We start from the raw sequence: 16,421 nt of genomic DNA, 5'->3' as shown, positions 1-16,421 counted from the left end.
CGGTTGTGCCATTGATTTGCCCGGCAAAGAACAGGCCGGCAATCACTTTGGTTTTCAGGCTGTATTTCGATCGCGCGGGTCGAAGTAGTCGTACTCGATTGGCGTAGCCCGGCGAACGATATGGGCGTTTTCCATCCCGCGAATGGAGCGCACCAATTCCAGTTGCACGTCGAACGGCAACGAGGTGGAAATGCCGTTGGGGTACAGCTCGTGGGTATTCAGGCCTTCAGGCTCGATAAACACCTGGTGGCTGTCTTTGTCGGCAAAGCGGTGAATCTTGTCTTCAATCGACGGGCAGTAGCGTGGGCCAATGCCTTCGATAACCCCGGAATACATCGGCGACCGGTTGAGGTTGGCGGCGATGATTTCGTGGGTCCGGGCGTTAGTGTGGGTAATCCAGCAACTGACCTGACGGGGATGCTGTTCCTTGTTGCCGAGGAACGACATGACGGGAATCGGGTATCACCAGGTTGCTCGGTCATTACCGAGAAATCGACCGAGCGACCATCGATACGCGGCGGCGTACGGTTTTCAGGCGACCGACGCGCAGCGGGTGTTCACGCAGACGGTGGGCGAGAGCAATCGAAGGTGGATCACCGGCGCGGCCGCCGGAATGGTTCTGCAGACCAATGTGGATAAGTCCACCGAGGAACGTCCCGGTGGTCAAGACCACGGATTCTGCGAAGAAACGCAGGCATCTCTGGGTGACTACGCCGCGCACCTGGTCCTGTTCAACGATCAGGTCGTCACAGGATTGCTGAAATTCCACAGGTTCGGCTGGTTTTCCAATGTTTCGCGAATCGCTGCTTTGTACAGCATGCGATCGGCTTGAGCGCGAGTGGCGCGTACCGCCGGGCCTTTGCGGCTGTTGAGCACACGGAACTGGATACCACCTTTGTCGGTGGCTTCAGCCATGGCACCGCCGAGCGCGTCGATTTCTTTCACCAGATGGCTTTTACCGATGCCGCCATGGCAGGGTTGCAGCTCATATGCCCGAGGGTGTCGACGTTGTGGCTCAGCAGCAGGGTTTTCACGCCCATGCGTGCAGCAGCGAGCGCTGCTTCAGTGCCTGCATGGCCGCCGCCGATAACGATGACATCAAAACGGGAAGGGAAATCCACCACGCACCTCGTGCCTGTTGAGAATTGGGGGAGGCTTTTAACTGACCCGGCGGCTTTTGACGGCCCGGCGTACTTGGGAAAAGCGGAAAGGCGGCAAGTATAGGGATTTAGCCGGTTTGAAAGAAGCCTTTTGAACAAAAAATAGCAATGGTTCAGGTTGGCCAAGTAGGTCGGTTAATAAAGAAGAGAGAAAGAATTTTTTTTAAAGCTTTGTTTTTATGTTTATTACTTATGAGCCTGTTTTCTGTGGATAGAACGCTGCAAGCCAGCACTGACGCGGTGGATGGAATTGTATAAGGCTGTGGTCATCTAGTCCGGAGCCTTCTGGATAACCGCCTTAAACCTGTGGATGGAACGCCTACTTGTGCACAGGCCATTTCATCCCCAGCTTTGCCCCCTGGTTATCGACTGGGCTTAGGGGCGGTTATCCACAGGGTTTATTTCGAGCCTGTTGATGATTTTAAGACATAAAAAAACCCGGTCTGACCGGGTTTAAATGAAGCGGCGAAGACTATTTGCCGATGCAGAAGCTCGAAAAGATGCGGCCTAGCAGATCATCCGAGCTGAATGCGCCGGTGATTTCGCCCAATGCCTGCTGGGCAATGCGCAGATCTTCGGCCAGTAACTCGCCGGCGCCGGCCAGGGTAAGCTGTGCATAACCATGCTCAAGAGACTGGCTGGCCTGCTGTAACGCTTCCAGGTGCCGTCTGCGAGCGCTAAAGCTGCTTTCTGCGGTCTGCTCGAAGCCCATGCAGGCTTTAAGGTGGTCGCGCAGCAGTTCGAGGCCGGCTGAGGAACGGGCGGACAAGCTGATGGTGACGTGGCCGTCCTCACTCACTCCAGCGCCACCGGCTCACCGGTGAGGTCGGCCTTGTTGCGAATAAGGGTGACTTTGGCCATATCCGGGCGTTGGCTGAGGAACTCTGGCCAGAGCGCAAAAGGGTCGACCGCTTCAGCTGACGTAGCGTCGACCACCAACAGCACGCGGTCAGCCTCGCCAATGGCCTTCAGCGCGCGCTCCACGCCGATCTTCTCCACTTGGTCATCGGTGTCGCGTAGACCCGCCGTGTCCACCACATGGAGCGGCATACCGTCGATGTGGATATGTTCGCGCAATACGTCGCGGGTGGTGCCGGCGATCTCCGTCACGATGGCCGCTTCTCGCCCTGCCAAGGCGTTAAGCAGGCTCGATTTTCCGGCGTTGGGGCGCCCGGCGATCACCACCGTCATGCCGTCACGCAGCAATGCGCCCTGGTTGGCTTCGCGCTGCACGGCTGTCAGGTCGCTGCGCACGTCGTTGAGCATCGCCAACACATGGCCGTCAGCGAGGAAGTCGATTTCTTCTTCCGGGAAGTCGATGGCCGCTTCCACATAGATGCGCAGGGAAATCAGCCGTTCGGTAAGGCCATGCACACGCCGCGAAAACTCGCCTTGCAAAGAACGCAGGGCGTTGCGCGCCGCTTGTTCCGAGCTGGCTTCGATCAGTCGGCGATCGCTTGCGGTCGCTTCGGCTTGGGCCAGGTCGAGCTTGTCATGAGAAAGGCGCGTTCGCTGAATTCACCTGGGCGGGCGAGACGGGCGCCCAGCTGCAGGCAGCGCCGCAACAGCAAATCGAGCACCACCGGGCCGCCGTGTCCCTGCAGCTCCAATACGTCTTCTCCGGTAAAGGAATTCGGGCCGGGAAAGTACAACGCCAGGCCTTCATCGAGCACCCGATCCTGTTCGCCGTGGAACGGCCCGTAATGGGCGTACCGCGGTTTCAGTTGGCGCTGGCTGATGGCTTCGGCAATCGCCTGGGCCTTGGGGCCGGAAACGCGGACGATGCCGACACCGGCGCGCCCCTGGGCGGTGGCGACGGCTGCAATGGTTTCTCGGACGTTGCTCATGGCGCTTCTCTTCGGACATAGCAGGGGGCAAATAGCAAAACGCCCCGCCACGTATTGCTCGGGCAGGGCGCTTGTTCAGCTTAGCAAGCCAGGCTTAGGCGTTGGCGGCCTTGGTAGCGGCTTCGATCTTGCGGGTGATAAACCACTGCTGAGTGATGGACAAGCAGTTGTTCACTACCCAATACAGCACCAGACCGGCCGGAACCACAGGAAGAAGAAGGTGAAGATGATCGGCATCATTTTCATCACCTTGGCTTGCATCGGATCCGGCGGCGCGGGGTTCAGCTGCTGCTGGATGAACATGGTGGCGCCCATGATCAACGGCAGAATGAAGAACGGGTCTTTGATGGACAGGTCGGTGATCCAGAACATCCAAGGTGCCTGACGCATCTCGACGCTTTCCAGCAGCACCCAGTACAAGGCGAGGAAAACCGGCATCTGCACCAGAATCGGCAGGCAGCCCCCCAACGGGTTGATCTTCTCTTTCTTGTACAGCTCCATCATGGCTTGCGACATTTTCTGCCGGTCATCGCCATGTTGTTCTTTCAGGGCAGCCAGTTTCGGCGCCACGGCACGCATGCGCGCCATCGACTTGTAGCTGGCAGCCGACAGCGGGAAGAACAGGCCTTTGATCAGCATGGTCAGCACGATGATCGACCAGCCCCAGTTACCGAGGATGCTGTGGATATGTTGCAGCAGCCAGAAGATCGGCTGAGCGATAAACCACAGAATGCCGTAGTCGACGGTCAGTTCCAGGCCTGGGGCGAGGGTGCCCAGGTGCTTCTGGATTTTCGGACCGGCGTAGAGAATGGCCGATACTTCGCCTTTGCTACCCGGCGCAACGCTGACGCTTGGGGTGGTAAAGCCGACGATGTAGTTGCCTTGGGTGTCTTTGCGGGTTTGCACACTGTTGTCGTTGTCCTGGTTTGGAATCCAGGCAGTCACGAAGTAGTGCTGCAACCAAGCAACCCAGCCGCCTTTGACGGTTTCTTTGACCGGGGCTTTGTCGATGTCTTTCATCGACACTTTTTGTAGGCCGAATCATGTGTCGCCATCGCTGCACCGAGGTACGTAGCGGTGCTGGTGGCGGCGGTCTTCGACGGGTCATCGCTGTTGTCGCGCTTGAGCTGGGCGTACATGTTGCCGGCCCAGGCGGTGCTGCTCTGGTTGTCGATCAGGTAACGCACATCAACCTGGTAGGAAGACGGATCGACGCAACCTGGTTTTTTCAGTTCCTGCTCTTTGGCCGAGCACTCAAGGTTCAAGCCACGTTTGAGGCTGTAACGCTTGATGTAGTTGATGCCGTCTTTGGCGTAAGTCAGATCAACCACCAGGGTGTTCTGGCCGTCAGCCAATTGGTAGCTCTTCTGGGCGCTCTGCCACACCGCACGGCCGCCGGCCGAATCCGGTGCATTGCTGCCGATCAGGCCGCTCTGGGCCAGGTAGGTGCGCTCGTTACCGTTGTCGAACAGCTGGAACGGAACGTCCGGGCGGTCCTGGCGACGTGGGTATTGCGGCAGGGTCAGCTGAACGATGTCGCCACCGCTTGGATCGATGGCCAGCTCCAGTACGTCGGTCTTAACGCGGATCAGGTCCTTGCTGGCTTGAGGCGCAGCAGCAGTTGCTTCCGGTTGGGCGGACGGCGCGCTTGGTACGTCACTGGCGCCAGTATTGGCAGCAGGGACGTCGGGCAGCGCAGCGGTGTTGCTGGTCGCAGCGGCGGTATTCGCAGTCGGCAGAGCCGTTTGGCCATAGTCTTCGTTCCACTTGAGAACCATGACGTAGGACACGATTGCGAGCGCGGCGATCAGGATCGAGCGTTTAATATCCATGATTACTCGGCCATCGAAGGGGGTCGGGAAATGGGGGCGCCTGGAACCGGATCGTAACCACCGGGATTCCATGGGTGACAACGACCTAGCCGACGGAGCGTCAGCAAGCCGCCGCGTATGAAACCATGGTGTTCAATGGCTTCATACGCGTAGCAGGAACAGCTGGGGTAGAAACGACAGTGACTGGCCATCAAAGGACTGATGGCGTAGCGATAAACCTGAATCGAAGCGAGTGCCAGTTTACGCATGGGGACTGTCGACAACCCCCGCTTGCGGAAGAACTTCCGGGCTCGGCTTGCTACGTGCCAAGCGTTTCCAGAGTTTGCCGAACTGTTGAGCCAATTCGGGATTCTCCAGATCACCTAGGCCTTTACGCGCGACAACCACAATATCCCAGCCGACCAGATTGTCCTGGTTGAGGCGGAATGAATCGCGGATGACTCGCTTGAGGCGATTGCGCTCAACAGAGAGCTTGACGCTCTTCTTGCCGATAACCAAACCAGGCGGGGATGATCGAGATCGTTGTTGCGCGCGAGGAGCAGGACGTTCTTACCCGGAACCTTACCGCTGGGGGAGTCAAAGACTATCTTGAATTGTCGAGGGGTCAGCAGGCGCTTTTCCCGACCGAAGTCTTGACTCACCACCGATGCCGAATTATCAAACGGCCAGACGCTTACGGCCTTTGGCACGGCGACGGGACAGAACAGCGCGGCCGTTCTTGGTAGCCATACGGGCACGGAAGCCGTGGGTGCGAGCGCGCTTGATAGTGCTTGGTTGAAAGTGCGTTTCATGGTGCGTTACCTGGGTGGTCGACAACGGGCCGGAATGGCCCCCTTTAAGAGACCGGCAATTCTAGAGAAAAGGCGGTCAGGTCAATTTCCAACCAACATTTCTGTAGGGAGGGTCTGATTGAGAGGTTTGGGTAAATAAAGAATATTAAGAAGAGAGATTTAAATCTTTTTTGAAATATTAACTACTCTTAGCCAGCACCTTTTCTGTGGATAAGGTGCTGCACGTCTTTGATACCAAGGGCTGTGGCGAATGATAACCCTGTCCAGAACAAGTGGGTAGCCTGTACCAAGGCTGCGTATAAGCTGGGGATGAAACGCCGTTTTATGCACAGGCCAGTTTTCCACGCACTTCTCCCCAGGGTTATCCCGCTGGCTTAGGCGCGGTTATCCACAGGGTTTAAATCCGCTGTGTCTTTTCGATGGAAAACCGAATAACACGTTGATTTTACGTGGCGAAAACTTTCGCCTGCATGTGGATAACTACCCTTGGTGTGGGTACAATGCTGGCTGTTTTGGGCCTTGCGGCCTATTTGTATTAGGGGATTTCTGTGTCTGTGGAACTTTGGCAGCAGTGTGTAGAGCTTCTACGCGATGAGCTGCCGGCCCAGCAATTCAATACCTGGATTCGTTCCGCTGCAGGTTGAAGCCTCCAGCGATGAACTGCGTGTGTTCGCGCCAAATCGCTTTGTGCTCGATTGGGTCAACGAAAAGTACATGGGCCGTCTGCTTGAGCTGCTGAACGAACGCAGCGAAGGCATGGCTCCAGCGATCTCCCTATTGATAGGAAGCAAACGCGCCGCCGTTGCCCGTTCGCCGATGCCGGCCCCTCAGCAGCCGGTTGCTGCCCCCGTCAGTCCGCAGGTACGCGAAGAACCCATAGTGATGTCGGTTAACAGCGAGCCATCACGCGCTAGCTTCGACCCTATGGCCGGAGCCAGTTCGCAAACGGCACCCGTGCGTACCGAGCGCACGGTGCAAATCGAAGGCGCACTCAAGCACACTAGTTACCTGAACCGCACTTTTACCTTCGAGAATTTCGTCGAAGGTAAATCCAACCAGCTCGCGCGCGCAGCAGCCTGGCAGGTGGCGGATAACCCTAAGCATGGCTACAACCCGTTGTTTTTGTATGGCGGCGTAGGTTTGGGTAAAACCCACTTGATGCACGCGGTGGGTAACCATCTATTAAAGAAGAACCCGAATGCCAAGGTCGTGTACCTGCATTCCGAGCGTTTCGTGGCCGACATGGTCAAGGCGCTGCAACTGAATGCCATCAACGATTTCAAGCGCTTTTACCGGTCGGTGGATGCGCTGTTGATCGATGACATTCAGTTCTTTGCCAAGAAAGAGCGCTCGCAAGAAGAGTTCTTCCACACCTTCAACGCTTTGCTTGAGGGCGGTCAGCAGGTGATTCTTACCAGCGACCGTTATCCCAAAGAAATCGAAGGGCTGGAAGAGCGTCTGAAGTCGCGCTTTGGCTGGGGTCTTACGGTGGCTGTTGAGCCGCCTGAGCTCGAAACCCGTGTGGCGATTCTGATGAAGAAGGCCGACCAGGCCAAAGTCGACCTGCCCCACGACGCCGCCTTCTTTATTGCACAACGTATTCGTTCCAACGTGCGTGAGCTGGAAGGCGCGTTGAAACGCGTCATCGCCCACGCTCACTTTATGGGCCGCGACATCACCATCGAGCTGATTCGCGAATCGCTGAAAGACCTGTTGGCACTCCAGGACAAACTGGTGAGCGTCGACAACATTCAGCGCACCGTAGCCGAGTACTACAAGATCAAGATTTCCGACCTGCTGTCCAAGCGCCGCTCTCGTTCGGTTGCTCGGCCACGGCAGGTCGCTATGGCGTTATCCAAAGAATTGACCAACCATAGCCTGCCGGAAATTGGCGATGCGTTCGGCGGTCGTGATCACACCACGGTGTTGCACGCTTGCCGTAAGATTGCTGAACTTAGGGAAGCCGACGCGGATATCCGCGAGGATTACAAGAACCTGCTGCGCACGCTGACCACCTGACCCATTACGCAGCCCACGAGGCAAGGGACTAGACCATGCATTTCACTATTCAACGCGAAGCCCTGTTGAAACCGTTGCAACTGGTCGCTGGCGTGGTTGAACGCCGGCAGACGCTGCCGGTGCTGTCTAACGTGCTGCTGGTGGTCGATGGCCAGCAGTTGTCGCTGACCGGTACCGACCTTGAGGTCGAGCTGGTCGGTCGTGTGACGTTGGAAGAGCCGGCCGAATCCGGCGAAATCACCGTACCGGCGCGCAAGCTGATGGATATCTGCAAGAGCTTGCCGCTGTTCGGGGCGACCAGGTGCTATTCGCTCAGGAATGATGCCCAGCCGTAACCACCAAATGGACAATTGGCTTAGGCCGGTTTTGCCAGCGCTGGCGAAAGGGGTTCCGTTGTCTGTTCTCAGGCGCGAAGGTAATCCGTAGCAGCGAAACAGGTGTTCAAAAGCGACTGGGTTTCCTTCAATCGCGTGCCAGACATGCCTTCGCAAGCCAGCAGAAAGCGGCTGGCGTGATCCATCACCGTCAACGGATAACACCACTTCCCGTCCTGAGTCAGGAATTGCCTTTGTAGTCGGCGCTCCAGAGTTCATTAGGTTCGTTGGTGGATTTAAGCGGCTTTGGATAGCTGGGCACCCGCTTACGAAGCCGGCGGGGCGTGACCAACCCGCCTGCTTAAGGATGGTGTAGATCGTGGTCCGGGAAGGACTCTGCCCAGGGTATCGCTGCTCCACCAGTGCCTGGATCTTCTTCGGTCCCAGCTCAACGGCAGATCGGCGCCTCAGATCGAGGATGTATTCACGAATAACAAAGGGGGTGCACACCTGTTCGCGGCGGCGGCGACTTTGCTCAGCCAACCCCTCCATACCGGCTAGGTTGTAGCGTTCCACCCACTTGTAGCCGGTCTTTCGACTGATGCCGAAGTGCTCGCACAACGCAGTGAAGCTGCTGACCTGCCTGAGGTAGTCAGCAATAAACAACACTTTCTCGTCCATAGGTTTCAGTTCTCGCCACGGCATGGGGCACCCTCCTGAGGAGACCCACTAGGTTAAAACTGTTACCCATGTGGTTGAACTGATTTGTTACCTATGTGGGTGAGTCGTACCGGCAAGCCTTTTGGTTTCTTTTTCGGCGACTGGAAAAAGAAACTCGCGCGTAAGGCGCGAAACAAAACGTTCAGCGCACGCGGTAACGTAGAAAACCAAAACTTCAAAGGCGAAAGCGCTGTGTTGGCTTGGGCTTATGGTGGTCTTCTTTACCGCGTGTGCTGAGCTTTTTTATTTCGCGCCTACGCGCGACTTACTTTTAGCATTGCCGGATTGCCGGACCACCCAAAAGTAAGCAAAGGTCTAGCCCTCACATTGGGTTTCACTGCGTGAAAACTCCCCTCGCTACGTCGTCGTTCAGGGGCCGGCGAGTAGGGCCATCCATGGCCCTCACGCCTTTCGCGGCTCCCGGCCGCTCAACCCCTTCCACGACGACTCCGCTCGGCCTGCGCTCAAGGGGCAGGCAGATCAAGATCAGAAGCAGATCAAAAGCGGACCAAAAGCCCTCGGCCGGCTGGGCGGATTAGACCGCCTTTTCTTTTTGGAACAGCTCCTAGCCCAAATCACAAATTCTTAAACATGACCCAGATCAATACCATCGAGGCTTGCAATACCAGCTGCAGGAGCAGTACCCATGGACAACACCAACAAAAATTCGATAACCATGAGTGGAACCCGAAAAGGCATCCGTACCGGTGCCGAGTACATCGAATCGCTGCGAGACGGCCGCTCTGTGTGGATTGACGGCGAGCGCATCAAGGATGTGACCGCCGACCACCGCTTCCGTGGCGCGATCCAGTCCATCGCCGACCTGTACGACATCCAGTCCGACCCGGCGCAGCAAGAAAAAATGACCTTCGAGTCGCCGTCCTCAGGCCTGCGTGTGGGCCGCTCCTTCATGCTGCCGCGCTCCGCTGACGATCTGCGCCTGCGCCGTGAAATGATGAAGACCTGGATGGACGCAGTGGGCGGCATGATGGGCCGCACCCCGGACTTCCTCAACGTGATGGTCAGCGCCCACGCCTCGGCCCACGAGTTGTTCTCCGTTGGCGGCGAGCAGTTCGGCAAGAACATCCTCAACTACCACGAATTTATCCGCGAAAACGACCTGGCGCTGACCCACTCCCTGGTGTCGCCGGATATCGACAAACGCCTGCAGATGTTCGAACAGCCCGGCGACATGGTGATGCGCGTAGTGCGTGAGTCCGACGCCGGTATCTATGTGTCCGGTGCCCGCTCGGTGGCCACCCTCGGCCCGCTGGCCAACGAAGTGTTGATCATGCCGGCGGCTGCGAAATTCCCGCTGGTAGCTGATGCCGAGGCCTATGCCGTGGGCTTTGCCTGCGCCATCGACACCCCTGGGATGAAGATGATCTGCCGTCCTGGCTTCCCAACCAATGGCGCGTTTGCCAACGACCCGCTGACCGCGCGCATGGACGAGATGGATGCCGTGCTGTGGTTCGACGAAGCGTTTATTCCGTGGGAACGCGTGTTTATGTACCGCAGCATCAAGGCGGTGGAATCGGCGATGAAGTCGCCGTCCGGCCCCCATGGCTCGCACCAGTCGGCGACCCGTTCGCTGGCCAAGATGGAGTTCTTCCTGGGCATTGCCTACAACCTCACCGAGGTGAACCACAGCCGGTTCCCCAATGTGATGGTGCAGCTCTCCGAGCTGGTGGCTTATGTCGAAACTCTGCGCGCGCTGATTCGCGTGGCGGAAATCGATTGCATCAAAGGCCCAGGCGACACTGTGGTGCCGTACGAGCAGCCGCTTAACGTCATCCGCGCCCAGTACCCGGCAATGCATGCCCGCGCGCTGGAAATTCTCCAGCTGCTCGGCGCCGGCAACGTGGTCGTGGCGCCGACGGTCGAAGACCTGCGCAGCGAAAACGGTCCGGCCATTGAGCGGTACTGCGCCGGTGCAGACATTCCTGCCGAACGCAAAATGCAGTTGCTGCGTCTGGCTTGGGACGCCTCGTGCTCCTCGTTTGCCGGCCGCCAGAACCTGTACGAGAAGTTCTTCTCCGGTGATCCATGGCGCAACGCGCAAATGCGTGGCGAGCGTTATCCCGGCGCCCGCGAAGCGCAGGACAAAGTGTGGAAGTTCCTGGATCGCAATGGCGAGTGGGATCAGCGGATTAACGGCAAGTAACCGACAGCCTCGCGATTCTGGATTCCGGCCTGCGCCGGAATGACGGGGGATTTAGCAAAATCTCCGTCGTCCCAGCGAAGGCTGGGACCCAGAATTTCGGCTATCCAGGTACTCGTTTGGCCTGCCGCAGAAACCGGCGGAATTCAAAAAAACAATAACGTGCGGAGTTCGAAAATGCCTCGTATCCACCTCCCAACCCCCGATGAAGAGCCAGAAGCCTTTGCCTTGCTTCAGGCCAAACGCGGTCACGCTAACGCGCAAATCTTTCGGACCCTGGCCATCTGCCCGGAAATCCTCGACGTGTTTATCCCCATGGCAGATGTCGTGCGCAAAGGCTATGGCATCGATCCCAAATTGCGCGAAATGGCCATCGTGATGGCGTGCCAGACCATGGGCACCAGCTACGAACACGACCCGCATTGGAATCGGGCCATCAAGGAAGGCGTCTCCAAAGAGCAAATGCTCGTGCTCTGGGATTTTGAAAAAAGCACGCTGTTTTCCCCGCTGGAAAAAGCCGTGCTGCGCTTGTCCCGCGATGCCACTCGGGCGCCGGCGCAGGTCAGCACCGAAGTGTGGGAAGCGGTTTACCACGAGCTCGGCCCCAAGCAGAGCCTGGCGCTTCTTTTCAATATTGGTTGGTACAACATGACCGGTCGATTGACCGGTCCCCTTGAGTTGAGCAACGAAGCCGATTTCACCCGGCTCTGAGAAAGACACCAGGAGACTTACCATGCCATTGCCAACACCGGTCTATTACCCACCGTTCAATATCACCCGCGCTAGCCATGCGGTCATCACCTCGCGCGATCTGGAAGCCAGCCGCGATTTCTACGAGCAAGTCGTGGGCCTGGTACTGACCGAACGCGACAACGACACCCTGTATTTCCGTGGTCTGGAAGAGGTGTGCCACCACAGCCTGGTGATCAAGCGTCACGACGGCACGCCCGAAGCCGAGGCCATCGGCATGCGCGTGTACACCGAAGAAGAGCTGGACAAAGCCGAGCACTTCTACAAGTCCAAAGGCTTGCCCGCGCGTTTTATCGACGTGGCACATCAAGGCCGCACGCTGCTGGTCAACGACCCGGCCGGCACCCCGGTGCAACTGTGCGCCACCATGCCGACCACCCCGCGTCTGTACACCCAGTTCCAGGACTTCAAGGGTGGTGCGGCCATGCGCTTTGACCACTACCAGATCCAGGCGCCAAACGTGCAGGAGCAAACCGACTTCTACGCCGAGATGGGTTTCCGTATTTCGGAATACATGGCGTTGGACGAGAAGCTGATCGCGACCTTTATGTTCCGCAAACCCGGCACCCAGGACATCGTGTTTCTGGAAAACCCGGGCCCGCGTCTGCACCACTTTGCGTACACCGTTTCCGGCACCGACAGCATCATTCGCGCCTGCGATATCGCCGGTAACCTGGGCATGGGCGACATCGTTGAGCGTGGTCCAGGCCGCCATGGCCCGGCCGGCGTGATGTTTGTGTACCTGCGCGACCCGGATGGCCATCGCGTGGAGTTGTTCTGTGATCACTACCTGTTGATCGATATCGAGGTAGAGCCGGTGGCCTGGGATGTGCGCAAACCGGGTCTGTCGCTGCGCTGGGGCCTGCCGCCGCAGGAAGCCTGGTTCAACGAAACCACCCCGTTTGGTGGCATTGCGACCAAGCCGCTGGACCATGAGCGCGGCCCGCTGCAGACACTTGAAACCTACCTGGCAGAAAAGGCGCGCGTGCGGGCCTTGAAAGCACAGGTGTGATCAACCGGCTGCATCGATAACAAGAAGATTGGAGGCACCCACCGTGACCACACAAACAGCAACTCAACCAGAACCTGGCAAAGCCGCGCCGATCTTCGAAGGCCGCGCGCTGCGCGATGCGTTCGGCTCGTTCGCCACCGGCGTGACCATCGTGACCACCCACGGCCCGGGCGGCGTGGATATTGGCCTCACCGCCAACAGTTTTTCCTCAGTGTCGCTGGACCCGCCCATGGTGCTCTGGAGCCTGGCGCGCACCTCGCTGAACATGGATGCGTTCCGCAACAGCGGGCATTTCGCCGTGCATATTTTGTCGGCCGATCAAGAGGCGCTGTCCGGCCGTTTCGCCAGCAAGGGCGTCGACCGCTTTGCCGGCCTGGCCCTGGACCGCGGGCCGGACAGCATTCCGATGCTGCAAGACTGCATGGCGCGTTTTACCTGCAAGCTGGCGTATCAATACGAGGGCGGTGATCACGTGATCTTCGTCGGCGAGATTGTCGACTTCAGCCATTCCGCGCAAAAGCCGCTGGTGTTCCACGGTGGCCGTTATGGCTTGCTATTGCCCAAGCAACCGGCGGCGTCGGCCGAGTCGGCGGATGAGTTCAGCAACCTGTCTTCCGATGATTTGCTTTACCAGGTTTCCAACGCGTACTTCCAGACCCGTCAGGCAGTGATCGAGAAACTCGAATCGAATAACTGGACGGCCGAGGAATATGCGGTGCTGAGCATCATTGGCCGTGAAGACGGCTTGTGCGTACCGGAGATCGTGGCGCGCAGCGAGAAGGTGCGCGGCCAGGGTATTTCGGCAGCCATTGTGCAGAAGCTGATCGAGCGCGGCCTGCTGCACGAAGTTGAAGCCAGCGATGGGCAAGTGGACGTCAAGTTGACCGGCGCCGGCCGCCTGGCGGTGCTGGAGCTGATCGCCATTCGCAAATCGAGCGAAGCCGATGTGCAGGGCAAACTGGACCCCAGTGAAGTGCAACTGCTCAAGCACCTGCTGGCTCGGCTCGAACCATGAAAATCGCCCGTTATCAATCCGCTGCTGGCTCGGAGCGACTCGGTGTAGTGACGGCAGTTTCGGGCCGCGAACTGCTGGTGGACGTGGACAAGGCCGCCGCTGCCCGCGGTGGCCGCCGCGCGCCAACGACCGTGATGGGGCTTATCGAGGGCGGTGCCCAGGCGATGGACGCCACCCAGGAGTTGCTGACCTGGGCTACGCCACGCCAGGACCCACTCTGGCTGGATGATCCGGCCACCGTAAACTGGTTGACCCCGGTGCCGGAGAAGTCGGTGTTCTGCGCCGGGCGTAACTTTGGTCGGCATATGCTCGAATCCACGCAGGCCAATACCGCCAGCAAACTGCACAGCGAGTTCCCCACCGGCTTTATCAAACTTGGCCGCACCCTCGTGCCGAACAAGCACCACGTGAAGCGCCCGGCTGATGTGCTCGACTTCGATTACGAAGTCGAGATCGCCCTGGTGCTGGGCAAAGCCATCGATGCGCACAGTGATATCGACCCGGCCAGCGCCATCTTCGGCTACACGATTTTCAATGACCTGTCGGCGCGGGAATGGCAACTGCGGGAAATGCAGAACGGCATGATCATGCTGGGCAAGAATTTCCCCGACTTCGGCCCCATCGGCCCGTACATCCTCACCGCCGATGAAGTGCCAGACCCCACCGCGCTGGTGTTGTGGCTAAAGGTGAATGGCGAGTTGCGCCAGCACTCCGATTGCCGCGATCTGATCTTCGGTTTCCCGGAGCTCGTGGCGTTCTGGTCGCGTTTCGGCCTGGTGCCGGGCGATGTGATCAGTACCGGTACGCCTAGCGGTGTGGCGCTGCACCACAAGCCCGATCCGCGCGAGTGGTACCTCAAGCCGGGCGACCATGTGGAAGCCGGCGTGGACGGTATCGGCGTGCTGGAAACCTTCATCGTTTAATCATTTTCTCCTCTTTTGACCGGAGTCCTTTATGAAGCTCTTCTTCCTTCCGGGTGCCTGCCAGATCGGCATCCATGCCTTGCTCGCGTTGATCGGCAAGCCGTTTACCATCGAAAAGGCCGCACGGGCCAACACCCCGGAATTCGAGGGTTACACCCAAATCAACCCCAAGGGCAAAGTGCCGGCGCTGATTCGTGATGACGGCTCGTTGCTCACCGAATTTCCGATCATTGCCCTGTATCTGGCGCGCGCCAATCCCGAGCTGGGTTTGATCCCGGCGGATATCGAAGGCGAGATTCGCGTGTTGGAAATGACCGAGCACCTGGTATCTACCGTGCACATGCAAGGCTACACTCGCGCTCGCCGGCCGGAGAAATTTGCGCCGAGCGAAGCAGACCACGCGGCGGTGAAAGCCCAGGGTTTGAAAATATTCCAGGCCGGACTCGACCGGGCGGAACGACAGATCAATGGCAAAGACTGGCTCTTCGAGAACCTGAGCATCGCGGATTTCGCCTTGTTCTATCTCGAGCACTGGTCGGTGCTCAACGGCATTGGCACGTTGGGGCCGGATTGCCAGGCGCACCACGACCGTCTGTGGGCCAATGAAAAGATCCGTCGCGCGGTCGAGTCTGAACTCCAGATTTGAAGTTGAGCGCTGCACCATGGACATGCTGTTGAAGTTGAAGGCTTTTGTGGTAACCGCCGATACCGGCAACTTCTCAGCGGCCGCGCGCACGTTGTACACCTCGCCCTCGGTGATCATGAAGCGGGTTGACGAGCTGGAGTGGGATTTCAAAACCACCTTCTTTGACCGCTCAACCCGCCGCCTGACTCTCACCGATACCGGGCAAAGCTACCTGACCCATGCGCGGCAATTGCTGCGCTCGTACAACGACATGGCCAGCGGCGCCATCCTCAGCCCCGGCAGTATCGAAGGGCCGATTCGGGTCAAGGCGCCCGCTGTGCTGATCCGCCAGGGCCTGGGCGAATTGTTCACCACCTACCGTGCCGAGAACCCGTTGGTTCAGCTGGAAATCATCGCGTCCGACCGTGGCGGCAACCCGGCGGAGGAGGGCTTTGATATTTCGGTGGGCATGGACCAGATGGCCTACTCAGATGTGGTGGAGCAAGTCATTCGACCGTTTCCGCGCCTGCTCTGCGCCGCACCGTCTTACCTGGCCCGTTGTGATGCGCCGGTGCACCCGCGCGACCTGATTCATCACCCGTGTCTGACGTTCTCCATCGCCGGTTCCATCTGGGGTTTCAACTCGCCAGAGGGCAGGGTGGAGGTGGATGTGCGTCCGGTGCTCAGAACCAATGACGAAGGCTACTTGTGCGCCGCTGCCCGCGATGGCCACGGCATTGTGCAACTGGCGCTGCCGGTGGTGGCCGATGCGTTGGCTGCCGGGGGGTTGGTGCCGGTGCTGGAGCAGTTTTCCCTGGTGGAACGCTGGGTAAAAATCATGGTGCCGGCGGCGCGGTTGGAGCTGACGCGGGTGAAGTTGCTGTTTGACAGAATGGCGATGCATTTGGCTGCGGACGGCGATTAAGGCGCGCTAAGGCCCCTTGCTATTGAGTGTTTCGCGGCGACCTCGACACACGCGCGATTCTGGATTCCCGCCTTCGCGGGAATGACGGTGAAATTGAACAGATCTCCGTCATTCCTGCGTAGGCAGGAATCCAGAATTTCATGGCCTACACAGTGCTGGCCAACCCTCATTTTTGCCGTCAAGGCCACCGTATTTCCCCCCGCAACCCCGCCAGCCAGAGCCTTGGCGCCCCCATCAAAAACCGACTGCGGTGCAGCGGGATTAATCATTATCCGAGCCGAAAAGTGGCTGCATATACTCCGGCCAACACAGAAATAGCCTTCGCAA

10 protein-coding genes and 8 pseudogenes are annotated in these 16,421 nt (G+C 58.5%); 10 read left to right on the top strand and 8 right to left on the bottom strand.

Annotated features, from left to right (window positions below):
- From AC0V2S_RS13525 to rpmH, 7 genes and pseudogenes are all read right to left on the bottom strand, one after another.
- Positions 1-447, bottom strand: a pseudogene (locus AC0V2S_RS13525) (FAD-dependent oxidoreductase); the annotation flags it as partial.
- A 34-nt stretch (positions 448-481) separates the two neighbouring features.
- Positions 482-1,121: pseudogene (locus AC0V2S_RS13520) on the bottom strand (FAD-dependent oxidoreductase).
- Between the two features lie 511 nt (positions 1,122-1,632).
- A pseudogene (gene mnmE, locus AC0V2S_RS13515) lies at positions 1,633-3,007 on the bottom strand (tRNA uridine-5-carboxymethylaminomethyl(34) synthesis GTPase MnmE).
- Positions 3,008-3,101: 94 nt separating this feature from the next.
- Positions 3,102-4,839, bottom strand: a pseudogene (yidC, locus tag AC0V2S_RS13510) (membrane protein insertase YidC).
- A 2-nt stretch (positions 4,840-4,841) separates the two neighbouring features.
- The gene (gene yidD / locus AC0V2S_RS13505; protein ID WP_475510192.1) at positions 4,842-5,087 is read right to left on the bottom strand and encodes a membrane protein insertion efficiency factor YidD; all 246 of its coding nucleotides are present in this window, start codon (positions 5,085-5,087) and stop codon (positions 4,842-4,844) included.
- Positions 5,080-5,480 (bottom strand): annotated as a pseudogene (gene rnpA / locus AC0V2S_RS13500) (ribonuclease P protein component). Before rnpA ends, yidD begins: the two are co-directional and overlap by 8 nt.
- Before the next feature lie 16 nt (positions 5,481-5,496).
- On the bottom strand, positions 5,497-5,604 hold the full coding sequence (gene rpmH / locus AC0V2S_RS13495; RefSeq protein ID WP_475510197.1) for a 50S ribosomal protein L34: 108 nt from the start codon (positions 5,602-5,604) through the stop codon (positions 5,497-5,499).
- Between the two features lie 574 nt (positions 5,605-6,178).
- Here rpmH and dnaA point away from each other — a divergent pair.
- Positions 6,179-7,649 (top strand): annotated as a pseudogene (gene dnaA / locus AC0V2S_RS13490) (chromosomal replication initiator protein DnaA).
- A 35-nt stretch (positions 7,650-7,684) separates the two neighbouring features.
- A pseudogene (locus AC0V2S_RS13485) lies at positions 7,685-7,933 on the top strand (DNA polymerase III subunit beta); the annotation flags it as partial.
- Here AC0V2S_RS13485 and AC0V2S_RS13480 read toward each other — a convergent pair.
- A pseudogene (locus AC0V2S_RS13480) lies at positions 7,907-8,668 on the bottom strand (helix-turn-helix domain-containing protein); the annotation flags it as partial. The pseudogenes AC0V2S_RS13485 and AC0V2S_RS13480 overlap by 27 nt on opposite strands.
- A gap of 69 nt (positions 8,669-8,737) precedes the next feature.
- On the opposite strand from AC0V2S_RS13480, the gene AC0V2S_RS13475 reads away from it, so the two are divergent.
- From AC0V2S_RS13475 to AC0V2S_RS13440, 8 genes are all read left to right on the top strand, one after another.
- Positions 8,738-8,920 carry a hypothetical protein gene (locus AC0V2S_RS13475; protein ID WP_475510191.1) on the top strand — a complete coding sequence of 61 codons (183 nt, stop codon included), beginning with the start codon at positions 8,738-8,740 and terminating at the stop codon, positions 8,918-8,920.
- Positions 8,921-9,329: 409 nt separating this feature from the next.
- Positions 9,330-10,847: a 4-hydroxyphenylacetate 3-hydroxylase family protein gene (locus tag AC0V2S_RS13470; RefSeq protein WP_475510190.1), complete on the top strand. Its 1,518-nt coding sequence runs from the start codon at positions 9,330-9,332 to the stop codon at positions 10,845-10,847.
- A 174-nt stretch (positions 10,848-11,021) separates the two neighbouring features.
- On the top strand, positions 11,022-11,555 hold the full coding sequence (locus AC0V2S_RS13465) for a carboxymuconolactone decarboxylase family protein (RefSeq protein WP_475510189.1): 534 nt from the start codon (positions 11,022-11,024) through the stop codon (positions 11,553-11,555).
- Between the two features lie 22 nt (positions 11,556-11,577).
- On the top strand, positions 11,578-12,606 hold the full coding sequence (locus tag AC0V2S_RS13460; RefSeq protein WP_475510188.1) for a VOC family protein: 1,029 nt from the start codon (positions 11,578-11,580) through the stop codon (positions 12,604-12,606).
- A 43-nt stretch (positions 12,607-12,649) separates the two neighbouring features.
- Positions 12,650-13,621 carry a flavin reductase gene (locus AC0V2S_RS13455; RefSeq protein WP_475510187.1) on the top strand — a complete coding sequence of 324 codons (972 nt, stop codon included), beginning with the start codon at positions 12,650-12,652 and terminating at the stop codon, positions 13,619-13,621.
- Positions 13,618-14,544 carry a fumarylacetoacetate hydrolase family protein gene (locus AC0V2S_RS13450; protein ID WP_475510186.1) on the top strand — a complete coding sequence of 309 codons (927 nt, stop codon included), beginning with the start codon at positions 13,618-13,620 and terminating at the stop codon, positions 14,542-14,544. Before AC0V2S_RS13455 ends, AC0V2S_RS13450 begins: the two co-directional genes overlap by 4 nt.
- Positions 14,545-14,575: 31 nt before the next feature.
- Positions 14,576-15,190, top strand: coding sequence for a glutathione S-transferase family protein (locus tag AC0V2S_RS13445; protein WP_475510185.1), 615 nt, complete (start codon positions 14,576-14,578; stop codon positions 15,188-15,190).
- Between the two features lie 16 nt (positions 15,191-15,206).
- On the top strand, positions 15,207-16,094 hold the full coding sequence (locus AC0V2S_RS13440) for a LysR family transcriptional regulator (RefSeq protein WP_475510184.1): 888 nt from the start codon (positions 15,207-15,209) through the stop codon (positions 16,092-16,094).
- Positions 16,095-16,421 lie beyond the last annotated feature (327 nt).

The organism is Pseudomonas sp. CC11G, assembly GCF_056174845.1.
The sequence above is the reverse complement of the archived record's forward strand: the minus strand, read 5'-3'. Positions and strand labels throughout refer to the sequence as shown.